The 20,601-nt window shown below is 50.1% G+C and carries 16 protein-coding genes; 14 read left to right on the forward strand and 2 right to left on the reverse strand.

What is annotated here, in order from left to right:
- Window positions 1-9 precede the first annotated feature (9 nt).
- The gene (locus P400_RS0105150; RefSeq protein WP_034771345.1) at window positions 10-1,575 is read left to right on the forward strand and encodes an FMN-binding glutamate synthase family protein; all 1,566 of its coding nucleotides are present in this window, start codon (window positions 10-12) and stop codon (window positions 1,573-1,575) included.
- A 77-nt stretch (window positions 1,576-1,652) separates the two neighbouring features.
- A complete protein-coding gene (locus P400_RS0105155; RefSeq protein WP_026825176.1) occupies window positions 1,653-2,267 on the forward strand; it encodes a flavodoxin family protein in 615 nt (204 codons plus the stop codon).
- A gap of 33 nt (window positions 2,268-2,300) precedes the next feature.
- On the opposite strand, the gene gnd is transcribed toward P400_RS0105155, so the two are convergent.
- Entirely contained in the window at window positions 2,301-3,185 is an 885-nt protein-coding gene (gene gnd, locus P400_RS0105160; RefSeq protein ID WP_026825177.1) for a phosphogluconate dehydrogenase (NAD(+)-dependent, decarboxylating), read from the reverse strand.
- Window positions 3,186-3,311: 126 nt separating this feature from the next.
- Between gnd and P400_RS0105165 the strand changes: the two genes are divergently transcribed.
- The 4 genes from P400_RS0105165 (at window position 3,312) to P400_RS0105180 (ending at window position 7,248) form a co-directional block, all read left to right on the forward strand.
- The gene (locus P400_RS0105165) at window positions 3,312-4,157 is read left to right on the forward strand and encodes a YihY/virulence factor BrkB family protein (RefSeq protein WP_026825178.1); all 846 of its coding nucleotides are present in this window, start codon (window positions 3,312-3,314) and stop codon (window positions 4,155-4,157) included.
- Between the two features lie 101 nt (window positions 4,158-4,258).
- The gene (locus tag P400_RS0105170) at window positions 4,259-5,182 is read left to right on the forward strand and encodes an LCP family glycopolymer transferase (protein WP_026825179.1); all 924 of its coding nucleotides are present in this window, start codon (window positions 4,259-4,261) and stop codon (window positions 5,180-5,182) included.
- Between the two features lie 86 nt (window positions 5,183-5,268).
- Entirely contained in the window at window positions 5,269-6,474 is a 1,206-nt protein-coding gene (locus tag P400_RS0105175; RefSeq protein ID WP_026825180.1) for an alpha-amylase family glycosyl hydrolase, read from the forward strand.
- 6 nt (window positions 6,475-6,480) lie between these two features.
- Window positions 6,481-7,248 carry a tyrosine-protein phosphatase gene (locus P400_RS0105180; protein ID WP_026825181.1) on the forward strand — a complete coding sequence of 256 codons (768 nt, stop codon included), beginning with the start codon at window positions 6,481-6,483 and terminating at the stop codon, window positions 7,246-7,248.
- A 239-nt stretch (window positions 7,249-7,487) separates the two neighbouring features.
- Here the strand turns inward: P400_RS0105180 and P400_RS0105185 are convergent, their stop codons facing one another.
- Window positions 7,488-8,225 carry a MurR/RpiR family transcriptional regulator gene (locus tag P400_RS0105185; protein WP_026825182.1) on the reverse strand — a complete coding sequence of 246 codons (738 nt, stop codon included), beginning with the start codon at window positions 8,223-8,225 and terminating at the stop codon, window positions 7,488-7,490.
- A 123-nt stretch (window positions 8,226-8,348) separates the two neighbouring features.
- Here P400_RS0105185 and P400_RS0105190 point away from each other — a divergent pair, with 123 nt between their 5' ends.
- The 8 genes from P400_RS0105190 (at window position 8,349) to manA (ending at window position 20,599) form a co-directional block, all read left to right on the forward strand.
- The gene (locus P400_RS0105190) at window positions 8,349-10,328 is read left to right on the forward strand and encodes a fructose-specific PTS transporter subunit EIIC (RefSeq protein WP_026825183.1); all 1,980 of its coding nucleotides are present in this window, start codon (window positions 8,349-8,351) and stop codon (window positions 10,326-10,328) included.
- A gap of 57 nt (window positions 10,329-10,385) precedes the next feature.
- Window positions 10,386-12,971 (forward strand): glycoside hydrolase family 38 N-terminal domain-containing protein, encoded by a 2,586-nt coding sequence (locus P400_RS0105195; protein ID WP_026825184.1) that lies wholly within the window; start codon window positions 10,386-10,388, stop codon window positions 12,969-12,971.
- Window positions 12,968-14,611, forward strand: coding sequence for an alpha-amylase family glycosyl hydrolase (locus tag P400_RS0105200; protein ID WP_026825185.1), 1,644 nt, complete (start codon window positions 12,968-12,970; stop codon window positions 14,609-14,611). The genes P400_RS0105195 and P400_RS0105200 overlap by 4 nt, the downstream gene beginning before the upstream one ends.
- A 1-nt stretch (window position 14,612) precedes the next feature.
- The gene (locus P400_RS0105205) at window positions 14,613-15,704 is read left to right on the forward strand and encodes a glycerate kinase (RefSeq protein WP_026825186.1); all 1,092 of its coding nucleotides are present in this window, start codon (window positions 14,613-14,615) and stop codon (window positions 15,702-15,704) included.
- A gap of 108 nt (window positions 15,705-15,812) precedes the next feature.
- Window positions 15,813-17,603 carry a BglG family transcription antiterminator gene (locus P400_RS0105210; RefSeq protein ID WP_026825187.1) on the forward strand — a complete coding sequence of 597 codons (1,791 nt, stop codon included), beginning with the start codon at window positions 15,813-15,815 and terminating at the stop codon, window positions 17,601-17,603.
- A 98-nt stretch (window positions 17,604-17,701) separates the two neighbouring features.
- On the forward strand, window positions 17,702-19,114 hold the full coding sequence (locus P400_RS14900; RefSeq protein WP_051545939.1) for a PTS fructose transporter subunit IIC: 1,413 nt from the start codon (window positions 17,702-17,704) through the stop codon (window positions 19,112-19,114).
- A 12-nt stretch (window positions 19,115-19,126) separates the two neighbouring features.
- Entirely contained in the window at window positions 19,127-19,585 is a 459-nt protein-coding gene (locus tag P400_RS15790; RefSeq protein WP_034770860.1) for a PTS sugar transporter subunit IIA, read from the forward strand.
- 69 nt (window positions 19,586-19,654) lie between these two features.
- The gene (manA, locus tag P400_RS0105225) at window positions 19,655-20,599 is read left to right on the forward strand and encodes a mannose-6-phosphate isomerase, class I (RefSeq protein ID WP_026825189.1); all 945 of its coding nucleotides are present in this window, start codon (window positions 19,655-19,657) and stop codon (window positions 20,597-20,599) included.
- Window positions 20,600-20,601 lie beyond the last annotated feature (2 nt).

A 20,601-nucleotide genomic window follows, 5' to 3' on the forward strand; every position in this document is an offset into this window, starting at 1 on the left:
ACCACATCGATGTTAACCATTTTACTGATGCTCATGTTGCTCATCATGATCACGCCACCGCTCTTGATTTTTTATCTGTGGCGGCGTGACCGGAACCAACGCGAACACTCCGTCCTCCGGAACTTCCCGATTCTCGGAAAGTTGCGCTATATATTTGAGAAGATGGGACCTGAACTTCGGCAATACTTGTTCTTGAACGACAATGAGGCGAAGCCGTTCTCGCGGAACGAGTACGAGGCGGCCGTCATTGCCGGGAAATATAAGTCGCGCATCATCGGATTCGGTTCGGAGCGAGACTTTGAGGCAGGCGGATTTTATCTTCCGAATGCCCTCTACCCGACGAACCGGAACGAGCTACGCATCGACAATTCAACCAAGGTATCGACGTGGGTGTATGAACTCGATGAAGACAATCTCTTTACCCGAAAAGAGCATCTCGTCGAACGAGACATCTCCCCGTACTTATTAACAGAAGAAGATATCATCATCATCGGGAAAGAGACGTGTCGGGAGCCGTTTTATGTCCGAGGTCTCGTCGGTCAGTCGGCCATGAGCTTCGGTTCGCTCGGCGACAAGGCAATCACAGCCCTCTCGATTGGGCTTGGTCGTGCGGGTGGTACATGGATGAACACGGGGGAGGGCGGATTGTCCGATTATCATTTAAAAGGTAACGTCGATATCATCTGTCAGATTGGACCGGCGCTCTTCGGTGTAAGGGATGAAGACGGTAGGTTTTCAGTCGAGGCGTTCAAACAAAAGAGTAATCTTCCGCAAGTGAAAGCGTTCGAACTGAAACTCGCGCAAGGGGCGAAGACGCGTGGGGGACATATCGATGGCTCGAAAGTGACCGAGGAGATCGCCCGCATCCGTCATGTGCGCGTCGGGGAAACCATTGACAGCCCGAACCGCTTCTCTGAATTTCACACCCATGCGGAATTGTTGGCGTTTGTTGAGAGGTTACGTGAAATCGGTGGGAAGCCGGTCGGCATCAAACTTGTAGTTGGGAAGTTGCAAGACATTGACTCGCTCGTCCGAGAGATGGCGAGATCTCAAATTGTACCTGATTTCATCACCATCGACGGGAGTGAAGGGGGTACGGGTGCGACGTATCAAGAGCTTGCGGATACAGTCGGTTTACCGCTGAAGGCGGCGCTCCCTTACGTGCATCACCTTCTCATCGAGCACGGTTTGCGAGACCGAGTCAAACTGTTCGCCTCTGGGAAACTCATCACGGCGGATAAGATAGCCATCGCACTCGCGCTCGGCGCAGACCTCGTCAATATCGCTCGCGGACTTATGTTCAATGTCGGGTGCATCCAGGCACAGGTTTGCCACACGAACCGCTGCCCGGTCGGTGTCGCAACGACCGATGCGAAACTGCAGCGTGCTCTCGTTGTCGAAGAGAAGAGCTTTCGGGTGACGAACTATATCATTTCACTTCGGGAAGGACTATACAATATGACGGCTGCGGCAGGGGTCCGTTCACCGACGGAATTGGCTCAGGAACATGTGATTTATGAAGAGTCGGACGGTCGGTTAAAATCAGTATTAGATATGATTGAGACTATGTTATAAATTACGTAATTTGGCTTTAGGAAGTATGAAGAGTGGGGAAAACGTAATTGAAACCATTTCATGTTGGGAGGGATTAGATGAAAGCTCTATTCTTGAACTGTACGTTAAAAGGTGGCGACACGACGTCGCATACGGAAGGGTTGATTCGTGATATCTTGCCACACTTCGATTTACTCGGGGTCGAATCGGAAATCGTTCGCATCGTCGACTATAATGTTTCTTTTGGGGTGACGGAGGACGAAGGAAACGGGGATGAATGGCCACGGATTTTTGAGAAGGTGAAAGAGTCAGACATCGTCGTCATCGGCACACCACTTTGGCTCGGTGAGAAGAGCAGCGTTGCGACACAAGTGATTGAACGGTTATACGGTGGTAGCGGGCTGACGAACGAGTTAGGACAGGCGATCTACTACAACAAAGTCGGTGGGGTCGTCGTCACGGGGAATGAAGACGGGGCGAAACATGCGTGTGCCGGCATTCTTTATGCTTTGTCGCATATCGGCTTCACCGTGCCACCGAACGTCGACACGTATTGGGTCGGGGAAGCAGGACCAGGTGACTCATATATCGATGCCGGGCGCGACAACGAGTTCACGAAGTCACATGGGGAGACGATGGCGTATAATCTCGTGCACTTCGCGAGAATGTTGAAAGCGAATCCGATTCCGCCAGAGGGAAATACGATGGAATGAAGTATGGCCTCGGCACACGCCGAGGCCTAATTTTTACTCTTTTTTCTCCACTGCATGCCCACCGAACTCATTCCTGAGCGCGGCGACGACTTTCCCTGAGAACGTGTCGTCTTGTAGCGAACGTTGTCGCATCATGAGAGAGAGGGCGATGACCGGTGTCGGCACGTCATACTCGAGTGCCGTTTCGACTGTCCATTTCCCTTCTCCTGACGCATGCATGACTCCTCGAATATCATCGAGCTTCGCATCTTTCGAAAATGCGCTTTCGGTCAGCTCCATCAACCAAGAACGGATGACCGATCCATGATTCCATACGCGTGCGACATCCTCATACTCATAGTCGAACGGGCTTTTTTCGAGCACTTCGAACCCTTCGGCAATCGCCTGCATCATCCCGTACTCAATCCCGTTATGCACCATCTTCAAGAAGTGACCACTTCCGCTTGGCCCCGCGTAAAGATATCCCTGGTCGGTCGAGACGTCTTGAAAGAGTTGCTCGATTTTTCCGAACGCCTCCATATCGCCCCCGATCATCGTACACGCTCCGTGACGGGCTCCTTCCATGCCACCACTCGTCCCGACGTCAAAGAAATATATGAGTTTTTCTTTGAAATGGTCAGCGCGCCGCATCGACTCTTTATAGTTCGAGTTCCCTCCGTCGATGACGATATCACCAGGTGAGAGGGCGTCATACAAGTCGTTGAGTACATGCTCGGTCACTTCGCCAGCTGGTACCATCACCCAGATGACACGTGGTGCCTGAAGCGCCGAAACGACTTCTTCTAGCGATGATTTTGTTTCAAATTGACTCGTTGACACATTTCCCGGGTCATAGCCATGGACGTGATGTCCATTGTCCGTTAAATTCAGAGCCAGGTTCAGTCCCATTTTACCAAGTCCAATCATGCCGATTTCCATTCTTCCACCCCATTTTTAAAATTTACTCTTCTATAGGGCATACCCGAAATACAGCTTGCTCAAAAGGACAGGTTGATTGAGGTGTAGAATGATATAGATGAATACTTTATTGAAAGGCGGGCAGCTATGGGAGAGAATTTGTTTCGTTTGGCGGTGGACGTCAGGCACCGCTTCAAAGATCATCACATAAATGACTATAGCGCGACACTGGCCTTCTTCTGGTTTTTAGCCATCTTCCCGACGTTCTTTGTCCTCTTTGCCGTGATGGCATGGTTTCAAATTGATGATGCACTTCTCATCGAACAGATTGAGACGCTCATTCCAGGTTCGAGTGTCCGTGAGCTGTTGTCGGTCGTCTATGATGTCAGTGGGAATTTAAACGGAGGCTTGTTGTCAGTCAGTGCGATTATCGCGTTTTGGTCTGCTTCGAACGGGACGGCGCGACTCGTCAAACTGACCGTATTCGCTTATGGAGAAACGGAGGCGCGGGGTTACATTTTCCGTCGGTTGATTGGGTTACTCGTGATTTTAGCAGGCAGTATAGGTGCCGTCATCTTGATTGTCTTTCATCTATTTGGTCAGGAGTTTGTTCAACTTATTTATGCTCTTTATCCTGAAGTCGAAGAGTTTGACCGGTTGTCGACGGTGACACGCTATACGGTCTCAACGCTCATCCTGATTATTGCATTCTCACTTTTCTATAAAATCGCACCACAACAGCGTGTGCGGTTCATGGAAACGATTCCGGGAGCCGTGTTTGCGGTCATCTCGTGGCAATTGTTATCAACCGGATACAGTATCTATGTCGAACGTTTCTCAATCCTCGGTGACACATACGGCACGATTGGTGCGGTCATCTTGCTGCAAATTTGGCTCTATTTGACGGCTGCGACGATGCTGATTGGTGCGGAAATCAATGCTGCTTGGTCGAACCATATGACACGTCAACCGGAGAGGACGCACTTTCCGTGACAAATGAGGGGATATGACTATCATTTTTTGTGAACATACTTTAAAACAACCCGACCGCCGGGAATAAAATAGTACTATTTCACGGAAGAAGGTGTGGCCACGTGGCGAAACAACGTAAACCATCAAAGTGGAAAATCGTACTAAGGGTTGTAGCAGGCGTCATGGCCTTGTTGCTCATTACAGGTGGAGCATTTGTCTGGTCGATGGTACAGGAAGTCGATGACACGGTTGCGCAAGTGAATGACAATTTAAAGATTAGCAAAGAACGTAAACAAGTGGAGACAATCGAACGAAAAGAAGCGGTTTCGATTTTATTGTTAGGAATTGACCGTCGGGGGAGCGAACAAGGACGGAGTGACTCAATCATCGTCCTGACGCTCAACCCTGAACTCGATGAAGGAGCGATGCTGTCGATTCCGCGGGACACAAAGACGGAGATTGTCGGAAAGGGGACACGTGACAAAATCAATCATGCTTATGCATTTGGTGGGGCCGAAATGGCCATGAACACGGTCGAGAACTTCCTCGATATCCCGATTGATTATGTCATCGAAACAGATATGGAAGCGTTCAGTGATGTGGTCGATGCGCTCGGCGGGATCACGGTCATGAACAAATTCGCCTTTGCGACAGACGGATTTACGTTTCCTGTCGGTGAAGTGAAGTTAGATGGAGAAGCAGCGCTCGCTTACACCCGAATGCGCTATGATGATCCGAATGGTGACTTTGGACGACAAGAACGTCAGCGAGACGTCGTCGCCGCCATCGTCGAACAGGGGCGGACGGACTTCTCTCTCGACAAGGTCACTGCGTTACTCGATGTCGTCGGAAATCAAGCGAAGACGAATATCGAACTCAATGAATTCGTCTCATTGTCGACAGACTATATGAACGCATTTCGTAATGCGAGCGTCTTACGACTAGAAGGTACAGGAGGTTTAGAAGGGGATGGAATCTATTATTGGAATCCGGACGAGACCTCGTTGAGTGGCCTACAGGAAGAATTGAAGCGATTGATGGAGTGAGCTGTCTGACTAAGGTCAGGCAGTTTTTTTGTTTCAAACCGAACAGAAAGTGGGAGAAATAAAGAGATGCCAAGGAGGGATGAATCATGAAATGGGAAGCGATTGAAGAAGTGCTCCATGAACTCGGGGACACCGCACGACAAGACTGGAACCGATTGTTCGAGAAGTGGTCGAATCATCACTGGCACGATCATGAGCACCCTTCTGAAAAAACAAATATCTTGTTAGTGGATGCAGGCTTTATCCTTACGGACGGAAGAGCCAATTTAGAGGCGCTCCATCAATTGTTGGCGGATCACGTCCGAACGACAGTGAGTGACCTCTATCTCGTCTCACTGTTTCCATACAAAACGAGACAAAATGATACAGCCATCGACTCGCGCGTGCAACTGTTTGAAGATTTGGGGCGTTTCACGGATGAGTTTGATCTCATGTACGAGATGGTACCTGAAGCGTATAGCGAACATCAATTTGACCTGATCATCGAAACGGATGCACTCATTGAACGTTTAGCGTACGGAGCGACGAAAATCAGGGTTCATGTGGAATCGTTTCGTGGAATCGAACCGGAACGAATTAAACTAGTCCTCAAGCTGTGGAGAATGGTCATGCATGCGTATAAGCCGAATGCACAACTCGTCGTCGCCAATGAGCGAGTCGATTCTTCTCTCGTGTACGAGCAAGAGGCGGATGTCGTCTGTCATTTTGATTTATCTAGTCATGTAATCTTAGCGTTTGCGCAGTCGGATGTGACAAGGTTGGCAGACTGGGTGAGACAGGGTCATCCGCTGTCATCGGATAAAACGTATTTTAATTTCCTATCTTCAGCGGAACGCGACCCGTTTGAGAAGAATTTAATGGATGCTACACCTGATGCGATTCTTGCTGCACACAGTGTGCTGTTCTCGCTTCAGGGCATTCCGTTGATTGACTACCGAACACTGTTTGGAGCGGCACAACCAATCGAGCAAGACGAGTTGCTTCAAGCGCTAAAGCGCGATCCGAACCGCCTTCGTGTCTATGAGGGCATATTGAGTCAATTGAACGTCAAACGACTCCACCCGGCATTTTCACCTTATATAGGTCAAGAAGTGGTGAGTCTCGATCGTCGTATCTTTGCGGTCAAACGACAGCACAAGGATGAGACGCTTCTCTTATTGACGAATATGAGTGAAGAGACGGTGCAAACCGACTGTGAGGGGATGAGTCTTTTCACAGAAGAGCGGATGACAAATGTAACGCTTCGCCCGTATGAATACGTTTGGCTAAAACAATCTCACATTGGAGAGTGAACCCTCATGATCGATGTACATTGTCATTTGTTGCCTGAGGTGGATGATGGCCCACGTACAATCGAAGCGTCACTTCAACTGGCGAGACGCGCGGTGGAAGAAGGTGTGACATCGATTGTCGTGACGCCTCATGCGTATCATCCGTACTTTGAAACACGACATCACAATGTGGCGCTAGAAGTCGCACAATTGCAGCAACGACTAGACGAAGAAGGCATTTCATTAACTTTATACGTCGGACAAGAAATTCGAATTTTTGGGGAGTTGGTTGAAGCACTTGAGTCTGGGGAAGCACATTCACTCGCCGGATCTCGCTATGTACTCGTGGAATTACCGAGTCAAAGCATACCGGCGTACACGGAAGCGTTGTTTTTTCAACTCCAAACGGCGGGTTACATTCCGGTCATCGCGCACCCTGAACGGAATCACGAACTCGCGCTTCATCCTGAAAAATTGCATCATCTCGTATCGTCTGGTGCATTGTCGCAGGTAACGACAAGCAGTTTGACGGGACAATTCGGAAGACAGGTGCGGGAACTGGCGCTTACGTTCATCAGTAACGGCTTGAGTCAAATCATCGCGTCAGACGCTCATAACGTAGAACATCGCGATTTCAATTGGCGAGCAGCGAAACAAGAAGTCGTCAATGAACTAGGAGAAGAGATGTGGGAGCAACACCTCCATTTCACGGAGCAAATCTTAGCAAATAAACAGATTGCGATGAACCCACCACGATTGCCAGAGAAAAACTGGCGGGGGCGTTGGAAGTGGTAAAAAACTACCCGATTACGAATCAACCGGTCATGGTCGGCCACAGGTAACTAGAGATACTGACCCTTGATGGGCGCTAGAAACACAGTACGATTTGTCTCGAGTTGCAGGTGTCCTCGGATAGCACGACTTCGATTCAACTTAAATCGGGTGAGCTATATCACTCGCGGACAGTGTAATGGTTTGGGATGGAATGTACTAAAAGACCTGATGACGCAGTCGCGTTGTCAGGTCCATTTTCGTTAAGTTCGCAAATATTCTTCGATTAATACATCAATTAAGACAAATAATGGAGAACGAGGCGTGATATCATATCCTGATCGTGATTCTGTTGGGAAAGCCGTACTCAAGTTAAAGTGGACAAGTTGAGATAGCGTACTATCAGCCGCGTTAGTGAAGGCGAATAGTTGAGCTCCGGTGAAACGGAGCTTTTTTACGGATTGGATGAGGGTTTGTGTCTCGCCGCTCATCGAAATGAAGATGACAACATCGTTCGGTTTCAGTAAATTTGGCAACAAGTCGATTAAATGTGATTCGTAAGCATGCATGGCAGGCTTGTTTGCTTGAATGAGTCGTTGAGAAGCATACTCCCCGACCGTTTTTGTTAAACCTACAGATACGATAAAAATAGAAGGGGCTTGTTTAATAATGTTACCCATTCGTTTTAAACGAATGGGATCGATTTGATCGAATGTTTCGGTTAAAAATGGGATATACTCCTGTATAAATGATGAATAAGCAATCGTTTTTGATTGGTTCATTTGTTTCAATTTATATTTTAAATCAGAGAAACCTTCTAGTCCGAGTTTATGTGTCATTCGAATGACTGTCGTTGTAGAAACACGCGTTGCCTCAGCCAGTTTGACCAGTGTCAAGGCATCTATATCATCGATGTGGTTATCCAAATAATATAAGACAAGCTTCTCTGATTCACTTAACTGTTCCATTTCATTATGAAACGTAGCAATGATTTTCCCCATCTAACCCCTCCTTATTCCTTGTACAATTATACACAATCCGTACAAAACGAAAAGTACTACCATGATAAAAATAGAGTGTAGATGAAAGCGCTTCAACTAACAATGGGTATTGGGGGTATTAACATGGAACTACGGCAGATGACCAATGACCGTCTGTTGTTTCTCGACGCAACGTTTGCGTCAAAAGAAGAGGCAATCGACCAACTCGTCGGTGCCCTATATGAACAAAATATCGTCTCTTCCAAAGAAGGATTCAAACAAGTCGTCCTCGAGCGCGAGGCTCATTCGGCAACGGGACTTGAAGCTGGACTTGCTATCCCGCATGGTAAGTCCACACTCGTTAAGGAAGCGAAAGTGGCGATTGCTCGACTTCAGACACCACTCACAGATTGGGAATCCATTGACCCTGAGAATAGAGTGGACTTGATTTTCTTGCTTGCTATTCCTGAAGCAGAAGCGGGATCGACGCACTTGACGTTGCTCGCCGAACTATCGACTCGACTCATGAAACCTACCTATCGCGAAGGGTTGTATGCGGCGAAGACAAACGAGGAGTTCCTCCAAAACTTAGATCGCCTCGAACAGACGATCCAGTCTTCACCAGAAGCGGCAGAGAAAACCGTCCTCGCTGTCACGGCTTGCGCGGCTGGTATCGCGCATACTTACATGGCTGCTGAGGCACTCGAACAGGCCGGACGTGAGCTCGGCATTCGTGTCCTCGTCGAGAAGCAAGGGGCGAACGGCATTGAAGATCGTCATATGAAAGAGATCATCCAAGAGGCAGACGCCGTCGTCTTCGCAGTCGATACGAAAGTGAAAGACCAAGAGCGATACGCCGGACTTCCATACGTACAGACTCGTGTAGCAGATCCGCTCCGTCGGGCGAAAGAACTTCTCCTTGAAGCAACATCAACGACGCAAAAAGTAGCCGGTGACGCGAGTGACGTCACCGATGAGGCTCCAAAGAAAAAAGGTGTCAAAGGGTTCTTTGGAGAGATGGCGCAAGCCGTTATGACGGGGATTTCGTATATGATTCCACTCCTCGTCGCCGCAGGTCTCATGCTTGGGATTGCCAAGCTGACATGGATGTACGGACTTGGGCTTGATATCGCGGATCTTGCAAATCCTGACAACGGGACAGCTGGCGGTGCGATTCAGTTCTTCTACTTCTTAGATTTATTCGGCGGTATGATTTTTAAATTCTTATACGCGATTTTTGCTATGTTTGTCGCTTATGCGATTGCTGATCGTGTTGGTCTCGTACCTGGTTTTCTTGGTGGATTATTTGCCAACGGGCTCCATTACACGTTCTGGGGAATTGAAGGTGGAATTCCAAGTGGATTCCTTGGCGCACTTGTTCTCGGTCTCTCTGCCGGTTACTTGGCCCGTTTCTTGAACCAGAAGATTAAACTATCGCCAAACTTCCAAGCGATGAAACCGATGTTCCTCATCCCGGGGATTACCGTGCTCGCGGTCTTCATTTTGAACCAATACGTCGTCGATCCAATCTTTGGTCAGTTGAATGCTTCGATGGCGGCCTTTATCACGAGCATGACCGGTGCTGGTGAACTTACACTTTCGGCTATCATCGCGGCAGCGACTGCTTTTGATCTAGGTGGTCCAGTAAACAAAGCAGCTGGTGCGATTGCGATTGGTATGGCAGCGGATGAGATTTTCCCACTCACGCCGCGCGTCCTAGCCATCGTCATCCCACCGATGGGACTCGGTCTTGCCACCATCATTGACCGTTTCGTTGTCGGACGTCGCGTATTTGACGCCAACTTACGCGTCGCAGGAAACACTGCATTCTTGCTCGGTTTCCTTGCCATCTCGGAAGGGGCGATCCCGTTCATGCTGCGTAACCCGCTCATCACGATTCCAATCAACATCATCGGAGCAATCATCGGGGCATGTACGGCCGTCTATCTCGGTGCGATTCAGTGGTACCCACTCCCAGCAGTTTGGGGTTGGCCGCTCGTTGAGAACTTCTGGGCTTACTTCATTGGCCTAGCATCAGGCGTATTGTTTATCGCTTTCGCCAATATCTTCATTCGCTATGCGTTCATTAAACGTCGCGAGCGCCGTGGAGAAGAGATCTTTTAAACAGTGAATAGAGACTGGGGAAACCTGGTCTCTTTCTTATTTCTAGGAGGGTATACTATGAAAACAGGCAAACCGAACGTCCACGTCGTCCCACATTCGCATTGGGATCGGGAGTGGTATTTCACAATCGAAGATTCGAATGTTTTACTAGTCGAAAATTTGGACCGTCTGTTGGACGTCCTCGAAGGAGATCCGACCTACGTTTCCTACGTATTTGATGGACAAGTTTCAATCGTCGAGGAGTACTTGAAGATTCGTCCGGAAGAGCGAGACCGCATGAAACGTTTCATCACCGAGCGTCGTCTCTTCGTCGGCCCGTGGTATACACAGACCGATACGCTTCTCGTCAATCGCGAGTCAATCATCCGAAATTTGTTGTATGGGACACGGATTGCCAAAGCGATGGGTCACTCAATGAACGTCGGGTACCTCCCTGACATTTTTGGACAAAATGCGTATCTGCCTTCATTTTTTAAAGACTTCGGAATTGATTATAGTGTCTTACAGCGCGGGATTTATCACGATGAGATCAAGGGTGATTTAAACTTCCATTGGCAATCTCCTGACGGTGCCCGGGTCAAGACGAACTACATCTTTTTCGGCTATGGGCCTGGTAAGTTCTTAGAGGCGACGGACGCATATAAGACAGAACGACTCGATCCAATTCTCAAGACACTTGAGTCAATGAATAGATCGACGGATGAACTGTTGCTCCCGTCGGGTGGGGACCAGGTGCTCGTGCGTGAGCATTTCCCTGAGGCCGTTCGTCGTTTGAACGAAATGGACCGAGAGCGGACGTATCAACTGTCTGACTACGAGACGTTCATGGAAGCGGCGTTTGCGAGAGAGATTCCAAACACGATTGAAGGCGAGCTGATTGCCTCACAAAAGTCACGGATGCACCACACAATCCGTTCGCAGCGCGTCGACTTGAAGCAAGGGAACTATGCGGTCGAGACGAAACTGATTGACCAGCTTGAGCCGCTCGGTGTCATCGCTGAATCTCTCGGATTCCGATATCCGAAGGCGTGGATTAATCAAGTGTGGAAAGAACTGTTCGACGTCCATTCCCATGATTCGATTGGGGGTTGCAATTCGGACGCGACGAATGATGACATCAAGAAAAGGATTGAAAAATGTGAGCGAATCGTCGATGGGCTGATCAATTTGCTGAAGAAACAGATCGCCCGTGCCGTCGACGTGCCAACAGGAGAGCTCGTCTTGTTCTTCAACTATGTCCCAAAACAGCGCACGCTGATTGAAGACGTCGTCGTCTTTACGAACGAATCGGATGTCGGGCTCGTGACGTTTGACGGCGACACGGTCAACACCGTCATCCGCGAGCAAAGTTATGTGAGCGGTGGCAAGAAAATCGTCGTCACGGCAGATGGCGAGAAAGAAGTTGAAGTGCCAGGCTATTACCGGACGGTGCTCGCGGCTGAAGTCACATTGCCGAGCCTAGGGTACGCGGCATACCGAATCGTGAACGAGACGAAGGCGACACTTGGCGCGACGGACGTGGCACGGATCGAAAATGACCAACTGGCCGTCACGTTCGCAGAAGGACGTGTCACGATGAAGGCCGGAACACATGATGTCGAACTGTTCACGTTCGAAGATACGGCGGACACGGGCGACTCGTATGATTACTCACCGCTCGTCGGTGAGACACCGATCACGACAGCACAGGCTGAACTAATCGACGTCTCCGAGAGCGATCTCGTATCAACGATGACCGTTAAGCACACATGGTCGCTCCCAATCGATTTAGAGGCAAGGGGAACGGACAAGTTGAAGCAACAGACGATCGTGACGAAACTTGAGGTGCGTCAAGGCGAAGCGTTCGTTCGTGTGAACCACGAGATTGATAACGACGTCAAAGACCATCGTGTCCGTGTCTTGTTTCCATGGGCGCTTGAACGCACATTCGCCGACCAAGCATACACGGCGCTTGAGCGAAAGCAAAACCCGCGTGCCACCGTCTGGAAAGAAGAGAAGTATGCCGAGAAGCCCGTCTCGATTTATCCACTCGAGAATTACGTGGTCGCGGAAGGCGGCGCCGCACTCGGCGTCATCACCCAAGGGCTAAAAGAGTATGAACATCTCGATGACGGTCTCGCGCTCACGTTGTTCCGCTCTGTCGGCTTGCTTGGGAAAGACAATCTCGCTTGGCGCCCTGGTCGCGCTTCGGGAATCAACAATAAAGTCGTCGAGACGCCTGACGCGCAAATGCTTGGACATATGAGTTTCGACTACGCAGTCGGCGTCGCGGACTGCTTCGACGCGGTTGACTGGACAGAACGGACCGAAACGTATAAAGCGAATCGTGCCAGCTACCATAAACAATCGCTCAACACGTTCGAGGAACGGTTGGAGCGCTTCGAGATTCCGCAGCCGGTCGATCATGTCCCGGCGACTTACTCGCTCTTGACGACAAGTCACTTCGTATCGGCCATCAAACAAGGTGCGGACGGCGGACGGATCGTTCGACTGTTCAACCCGTCAAGCGAGGATGTCCCGCTCCACATCGAGACGGCAGGGACAATCCAACATGTCTCGCTCGCGGAGATTGAAGTGGACGCGCAAGACGTCATCAAGGCACACGGATATACCACGCTACACATCAAGGAGGAAACCTCATGAACTGGACTGTGATCGAACAACATTTACGCTTTGTGTATAAAGAACGGGCCGATGAGGCGGTGGAAGGGATGTGCGCGCTCGTCGACCGCTTTGAACAGGTCTCGTTTGACAAGACGTCGCCGCTCACGGAGAAGAACGTCTACTTGATCACGTATGGGGACGCGATTCAACGGAAAGGTGAGGTTCCGCTGCAGACGCTCCATCGCTTCTTGAACCGAGAAGCAAAAGGTGTCATTACGGACGTGCATCTGTTGCCGATGTTCCCTTACACGTCCGATGATGGTTTCTCGGTCACGGATTACCGTGCCATCAACCCGGACTACGGGACGTGGCAAGACATTGTCTCATTCTCTCATGACTTCCGGCTCATGTATGACTTCGTCGCCAACCACTTGTCGAAATCGAGTGACTGGTTCAAAGGCTATGTCGCCGGTGACGAACGCTACGCAGAATTCTTTATCCCGGAAGACCCGTCGTTCGATGCGAGCCGTGTCGTGCGACCCCGTACGTCACCGTTGATTCATACGTACGGCGAGAAAACAGCGTGGACGACGTTCAGTGAAGATCAAGTCGATGTGAACGTGGCACACATCCCGGCGTTTCTTGAGTTGACGGACGTGCTCCTCGATTACTTGGCGAAAGGGGCGTCCTCAATCCGCCTCGATGCCATCGGTTTCCTGTGGAAAGAATCAGGGACGACGTGTATCCATTTGCCGGAGACGCATGCCTTGATTCAAGTGTGGCGTGAACTCGTCGACCACTTCAAACCGGGCGCACAGATTATCACGGAGACGAACGTGCCACACCAAGAGAATATCAGTTACTTTGGGAGCGGGAACGACGAAGCGAACCAAGTGTACCAATTCTCACTTCCGCCACTCGTGCTCTACAGCTATACGACAAACGATGCGACGAAGCTCTCTGACTGGGCGCGACAAATCAAACCGGTATCGGAGACGGCGACATACTTCAACTTCCTCGCGTCACACGATGGCATCGGTATGCGCCCGACCGAAGGGATTTTAGACGAGACAGACCGCCAACTCCTCGTCGACAAGGTCGTCCACAACCATGGACGTGTGTCCTATAAATCGAACCCGGACGGCAGCCAGACGGTATATGAGTTGAACATCAACTACATGGATGCGCTTGCGAATGCTGGCGAGGAAGACACACCGCTCCATACTCAAAAAATGTTGTCCGCTCATAGCATCCTTCTCTCCGTCGTCGGTGTGCCCGCGATTTATTATCATTCGCTGTTCGGCTCGCAAAACGATGAGGCAGCAGTCGAATCGAGCGGTATCAATCGTCGCATCAACCGTGAGAAACTCGACGCGGACACGCTCCATGAGGAGCTCGAGAGCGATGCACGCCGTCGCAACGTGTTCAGTGGTCTGAAGCATATGATCTCTCTTCGTGGTCAATACGATGCGTTCAGTCCTTATGCCGATCAAGACGTTCTCGATTTGGACACGCGTGTCTTCGCGGTGAAGCGGACCGGTGCGACGTCGACGATTGTCGCGGTCGCCAACGTCAGTCCGGAGACGGTCGAGTTGGACCTGTCCGGAAATAACGTCTTCAAGGACACGACAGACCCGATCACGCTCCAACCATATGGTTTTGCCTGGATTGAGGTGTGACATGCGGGTCATCTGTGCGATTGATTCATTCAAAGGCTCGCTTTCTTCACGGGAGGTCGGGGAAGCGGCCGCAAACGGAGCGATTCGGGCCGGCGCGGAAGCGGTCGTCTTCCCTATCGCTGATGGGGGCGAAGGGACGCTCGAGGCACTAATGAGTTTTTTGCCCCATGAGCTAGTTCATGTCATGGCAGAAGATTTGATGCATCGACCGTTCGAGTCGAGCTACGCTCGGTTCGGCGACTTCGCACTCATCGAATGTGCGGAGACGCTCGGTATCACTAAATTCACCCCTGGCCCTGAGTTCGTCCCATATGTGAGCAGTTACGGTCTCGGGCAACAGATCAAAGACGCTTTGCCGGCCGCGCGAATCGTCGTCACCCTCGGTGGGAGTGGGACGACGGACGGGGGGACGGGGATGCTCCAAGCGCTCGGAGCTGTCTTTACTAGTAATGGGCGCGTTATTCCGCACGATACGAACCCTCTATGGACGTTTGATGACGTCGATTTGTCGGGACTCGATTCCAGGTTGCAGTCGACAGAACTGGTCATCGCGACCGACGTCACGAACCCACTCGACGGAGAGACAGGAGCGGCACACGTCTTCGCCGCCCAAAAAGGAGCCATGGTCGAACAGATTCAACGGTTGGACCGTCAACTTGACTTACTTGGACATAAGCTCGGGGATATCGCTGACATCCAGGGAAGTGGAGCGGCAGGAGGTCTTGGGGCAGGCTTGCTCGCGCTTGGCGGTCGCATTATCTCCGGATTTGACTGGGTAGCAGAGACGATTGGTCTGAGAGAGGCAAGCCTTGGAGCGGATTTGATTATCACAGGAGAAGGGCGAATCGACCACCAGTCCGCCAAAGGCAAAGTACCGGTCGGTGTAGCGAGACTTGGTCAAGAGCTCGATGTCCCCGTTGTCGCATTGGCTGGTAGCGTTGGAATGGAGCTCGGCGACTTTGCGAATCAATTCGCTGGCGTCTTTTCGATTCAAAGCACATGCCGCCCACTCGACGAAGCGATGTTGCCTCATATCGCACGGGCTGAAATCGAACGAAGCGCAGAACAAATTGTTCGTTTGAGACGGGCTTGAACCTCGATAGCGATATCAAAGTTTTTCCTTGTTGTACAAGAAACGTAAAAACCTATGAAAAAATTATGCTATGCTTTTGGTGGAAAACTGCCAAAGGTGGAATGGACCATGACGGAACGACAACGTAAACTGTTAGATTTGCTAAAGCATAAGGACTGGATGTCGACAAAAGATATCGCCTGGTCACTAAAGTGTTCGGAACGCACGGTACGAACCGAGTTACGACTCCTCGAACAACTGCCGGATGTCATGATTGAGACGAGCCGCGGAAAAGGCGTTCGATTAATCGAGAACCTCCATGTCGATACGCCAGAGGCAGAAGATCGTGACTCTCGTATCAAGCATGAACTCGTTCAACTATTACTTGATGAATTGAACTCGATGCAAGCTGCTGAACGAATGTTTTACGTGAGTGAAGCGACGGTGAAGCAGGACATGGATGAAGTGGAACGATTGCTCACTGAACACGGACTGACATTCAATCGACGTACCTTTCACGTAGAAGGCGAAGAACTTGTAAAGCGTGAGCTTTTGACACAACAACTTGTTCACGCTCGATTTAATTGGGCTCATAGTCAAGATGTGCAACTCATTGAGACCTTCCTGCTTCAATGGGAACATCGCGTCGGGAAGCGATACGCCGATTCGGCGGCGGAATTGCTTCAGACCCGATTTCTCGTCACACTAAAACGTATGCGACGACGTAGCTACGTTGAACTGTCACCAATTAGTTACGAGATGGTAGAAGCGACGAACGATTATCCATTGTTATGCGAACTTGTGGAAGACCTCGAGCGAGCACTTGGACTATCCATCCCGTTTGCCGAACGTGCTTACATGATGCTGGCACTCGCTGGCGCCCAAGAATTCCTCCCGTCAGAAGATCGGGTAATGACAGAACTCGCACGGACAACGAATCGATTCGCCCTCGCTGTAATTGGCACGATTTATGGGGGTGTCTTGCAACGTGAGTTATTCCAATCACTACTCGCTCACATTCGACCGATGGTGTATCGGCAACTGATTAAAGCGCATGTCGACAACCCGCTTTTGGATCAAATCAAACGTCGGTTTACAGCGACGTATGCAGCGGTTTTACGTCACGCTTCGATTTTAGAGGAAGAGCTAGACTTATACGTGACCGAGGCTGAAGTCGGATTTTTGACGCTCCATTTCCAAACGATGCTTGAAGAACGACGCCCCGTCGACAAGAAGCGAATCTTACTCGTCTGTACGTACGGTGTGGGTACGAGCAAGCTGATTGCGGCACGACTCAAGAATCATTTCCACGATACGGTTGAGATTGTCGGTTTCTCGTCATTACGCGATGTTGAGCATCAAGTTTCCATTCACACTCCTGATTTGATTTTGTCGACCGTTAGCTTAAAGCAAGACCTTGTTCCGGTACACGTCGTTTCGGCCGTATTGACGGAACAAGACGTGGCACATTTAAGGCAGACGTTTGGAATCGGCGGTGTCTCATATGCCACGATCGCCTCGCTCATCGAACATATTGTTTTCATTGATAGTGTACTTTCACGTGGACATGCGCTTAGTTTATTGATGGATCAAGTCAAAATCGATTCGACCTATGCAGGAACTGTATATGCTAGGGAACAAACTGGTCCGACTTCGATTGGACAAAGCGTTGCCATTCCACATGGAGATCCTGAGCATGCAACGATGAACCGAATCGATGTACTCGTTTCAAAAGAACCGATTGAGTGGGGACAAGAGAAGGTTCAGCTCGTGTTTCTTCTTCAATTTCGAGACTCAGACGCAACGTTCTCGAGTCATTTGTTTGAAGAGATTGCAGCTCTTACAGAAGACCCGGGTCTCGTCCGAAAACTCATTGAGACGAACGACAATACGGCATTCCGCAATTTGCTGTTGCCGTAGACAACGGCAAAAAGTTATCTGAAACCCCTTTCATATACGAGTAAAGTATAGATGTAGCAAGTGAAAATCAAATACTTACACGAAAGGGGAATACGATAATGAAAATTGTTGCTATTACAGCCTGTCCAGTCGGGATTGCGCATACGTACATGGCGGCTGAGAAGCTCTCAAAGACTGGCGCGGAACTCGGTCATGACGTCAAAGTCGAAACACATGGATCAATCGGGATTGAGAACGGATTGACTGAACAAGAAATCAAGGAGGCAGACGGAGTCATCATCGCCGCCGATAAGACGGTGGACCTCGAACGCTTCGCAGGGAAACGTGTTGTGGTGGTACCGGTCGCCGAGGCAATCAAACAACCGGCAGAACTGATCGAACGCGTCAAAACTGCTCCGATTCAAAAGGGAGCAGTGAAGGACGTCAAGAAAGAGAAAGATGGAAACATTGTCTATCGAGCTCTCATGAACGGTGTCAGTCACATGATTCCATTTGTCGTCGTCGGGGGGCTGTTGATTGCTCTTGCTCTCGCTATCGGAGGCGAACCGACAGCTAACGGACTTGCGATTCCAGAAGGTTCGATTTGGCAGAAGGTATTAGACGTGGGGGCGGCATCCTTCATGTTCATGGTTCCAATCTTAGCCGGTTATATCGCTTATGCGATTGCAGATCGTCCAGCCCTCGCACCGGGTATCGTCGGAGGATACATCGCTGCGAACGGTAGTTTTTATGGGTCTGAGGCAGGAGCTGGTTTCTTAGGCGGTATCTTAGCAGGTTTTGCAGCCGGTTATCTCGTTCGGTGGATTAAGACGTGGAAAGTTCCACAGATGATGCAGCCAATTATGCCGATTCTTGTCATCCCAATCATCAGCATGGTCGCTATCGCGGCACTCTTTATTTTCGTCGTCGGGGCACCGATTGCTGGATTGATGGAAGGCCTTACGACGATGCTTCAAGGTATGGAAGGGTCAAGTAAAATCGTTCTCGGTCTCTTGCTTGGAGCGATGATCGCCTTTGATATGGGTGGTCCGGTCAACAAAGTCGCCTTCTTGTTCGGAGCCTCAATGATTGCCGAAGGACAGACTGGCATCATGGGTGCCATTGCGGTCGCGATTTGTATCCCGCCGCTCGGTATGGGAATCGCTACATTCATCCGTAAAAAATTGTTCGTAAAAGAAGAGCAAGAAGCTGGTAAGGCGGCCTTCATGATGGGGCTAGTCGGAATCACGGAAGGGGCCATCCCATTTGCAGCCGGCGACCCGCTTCGTGTCATTCCCGCGAATATGATTGGTGCGATGGTGGGAGCGGCCATCGCTATCACAGTCGGAGTGACGAACAACGTCCCTCATGGTGGACCAGTCGTCGCGGTACTCGGTGCTGTTGACAATGTCATCATGTTCTTTATCTCCGTTATCATCGGATCGCTCATCACAGCGTTCACGACGATTTTCTTAAAAGAACGGGCACAGCGTAAAGTCAAACAGTCGGAATCACTCAAACAAGTCGGGTAAGGAGAGATAGAGATGAAACTCATGAACTACATGGAAGAGACATTGATTGAATTGGACTTAGCGGCAACGTCACGTGAAGAAGCGTTTGAAGTATTGACGCGAAAATTAGACGAAGCCGGGTACTTGAATGATCGTGTTGCATTTGTCACGGCACTTGAAGCGCGGGAAGCACTCAGTTCGACGGGAATCGGTTTTGAAGTCGCGATTCCGCATGGAAAGACAAATGCGGTCAATCGTCCAGTCATTGCCTTCGCAAAAGCACCGAAAGGGATTGAGTGGGATAGCCTTGACGGCGAACCGGCTAAATTGATTTTTATGATTGGTGTACCTGAAGCGTCAGAAGGGGATGAGCATCTACGGATTCTTGCTCTTTTGAGCCGACGTCTCATTGACGATGAGTTCCGTAACAAATTAAAGGAAGCGACAACTGTTGAAGAAGTCGTCATGCAACTTGAAACGGTATACGCATAATGTATAGGACGCTCATGACGAGCGTCCTATTGGTATGCAATTAAATAAAAAATCAAAATAGGAGGATTCATGATGACGATTTTAACATGTAAACCAGTCTTTCAAGAACGACTTTGGGGTGGACGGAAGCTCGAAACGATGTTCGAATATGACATTCCAAAAGGGAACATCGGCGAGTGTTGGGGCATCTCGGCCCATCCGAACGGGATGAGTGTCATCACTTCTGGAGAGTACGTGGGGCGTACGCTTGCTGAACTATGGGAGAAGAAACGTCATCTCTTCGGGGAGTATACACTCGACAGCTTCCCGCTTCTCGTTAAATTGCTTGATGCGGCGGATGACCTTTCCGTCCAGGTTCATCCGAACGATGAGGAAGCGATCCGCTTAGAAGGGGAGTCGTACGGAAAGACGGAATGTTGGTATGTCGTCGAGGCCGAACCTGGAGCAGAGTTGATTCTCGGTCATACAGCGGAGACGAAAGAAGAGTTGGCAAAGGCGATTGCGGACAGTGAGTGGGACACGTTGTTACGTCGTCAACCGGTGAAGACAGGCGATTTTATTTTCGTGCCGAGCGGGACAATCCATGCGATCGGGGAAGGGATCGTCATCCTCGAGACGCAACAGTCTTCAGACACGACGTATCGGGTATATGACTTTGACCGGACAGACGATGCGGGAAATACCCGTGAGCTCCACCTGGCTCAAGCGATTGAAGTAACGACGGTACCGGATACGCCGTCAATCGTCCATCCGACGAAGACAGAAGTGACGGGTGGAACGATTCAGACATTGATCGAGACGGACGAGTTCAACGTCTATCGGATGGATGTCACAGATGGGTTCACACTCAAGCCGCTAGACCGCTTCCGTCTCATCAGTGTACTCGACGGGACAGGTACGTTAGATGGGGTTCCGCTCGAGAAGGGCGACCACATCGTCGTAACGGTGAGCAATCAACCGCGCATCGTTACAGGTAGCATGGAGTTCATTGTAAGCGATTGCAACCCGAAATGATG

Source organism: Exiguobacterium marinum DSM 16307 (assembly GCF_000620845.1).
GTDB lineage: Bacteria > Bacillota > Bacilli > Exiguobacteriales > Exiguobacteriaceae > Exiguobacterium > Exiguobacterium marinum.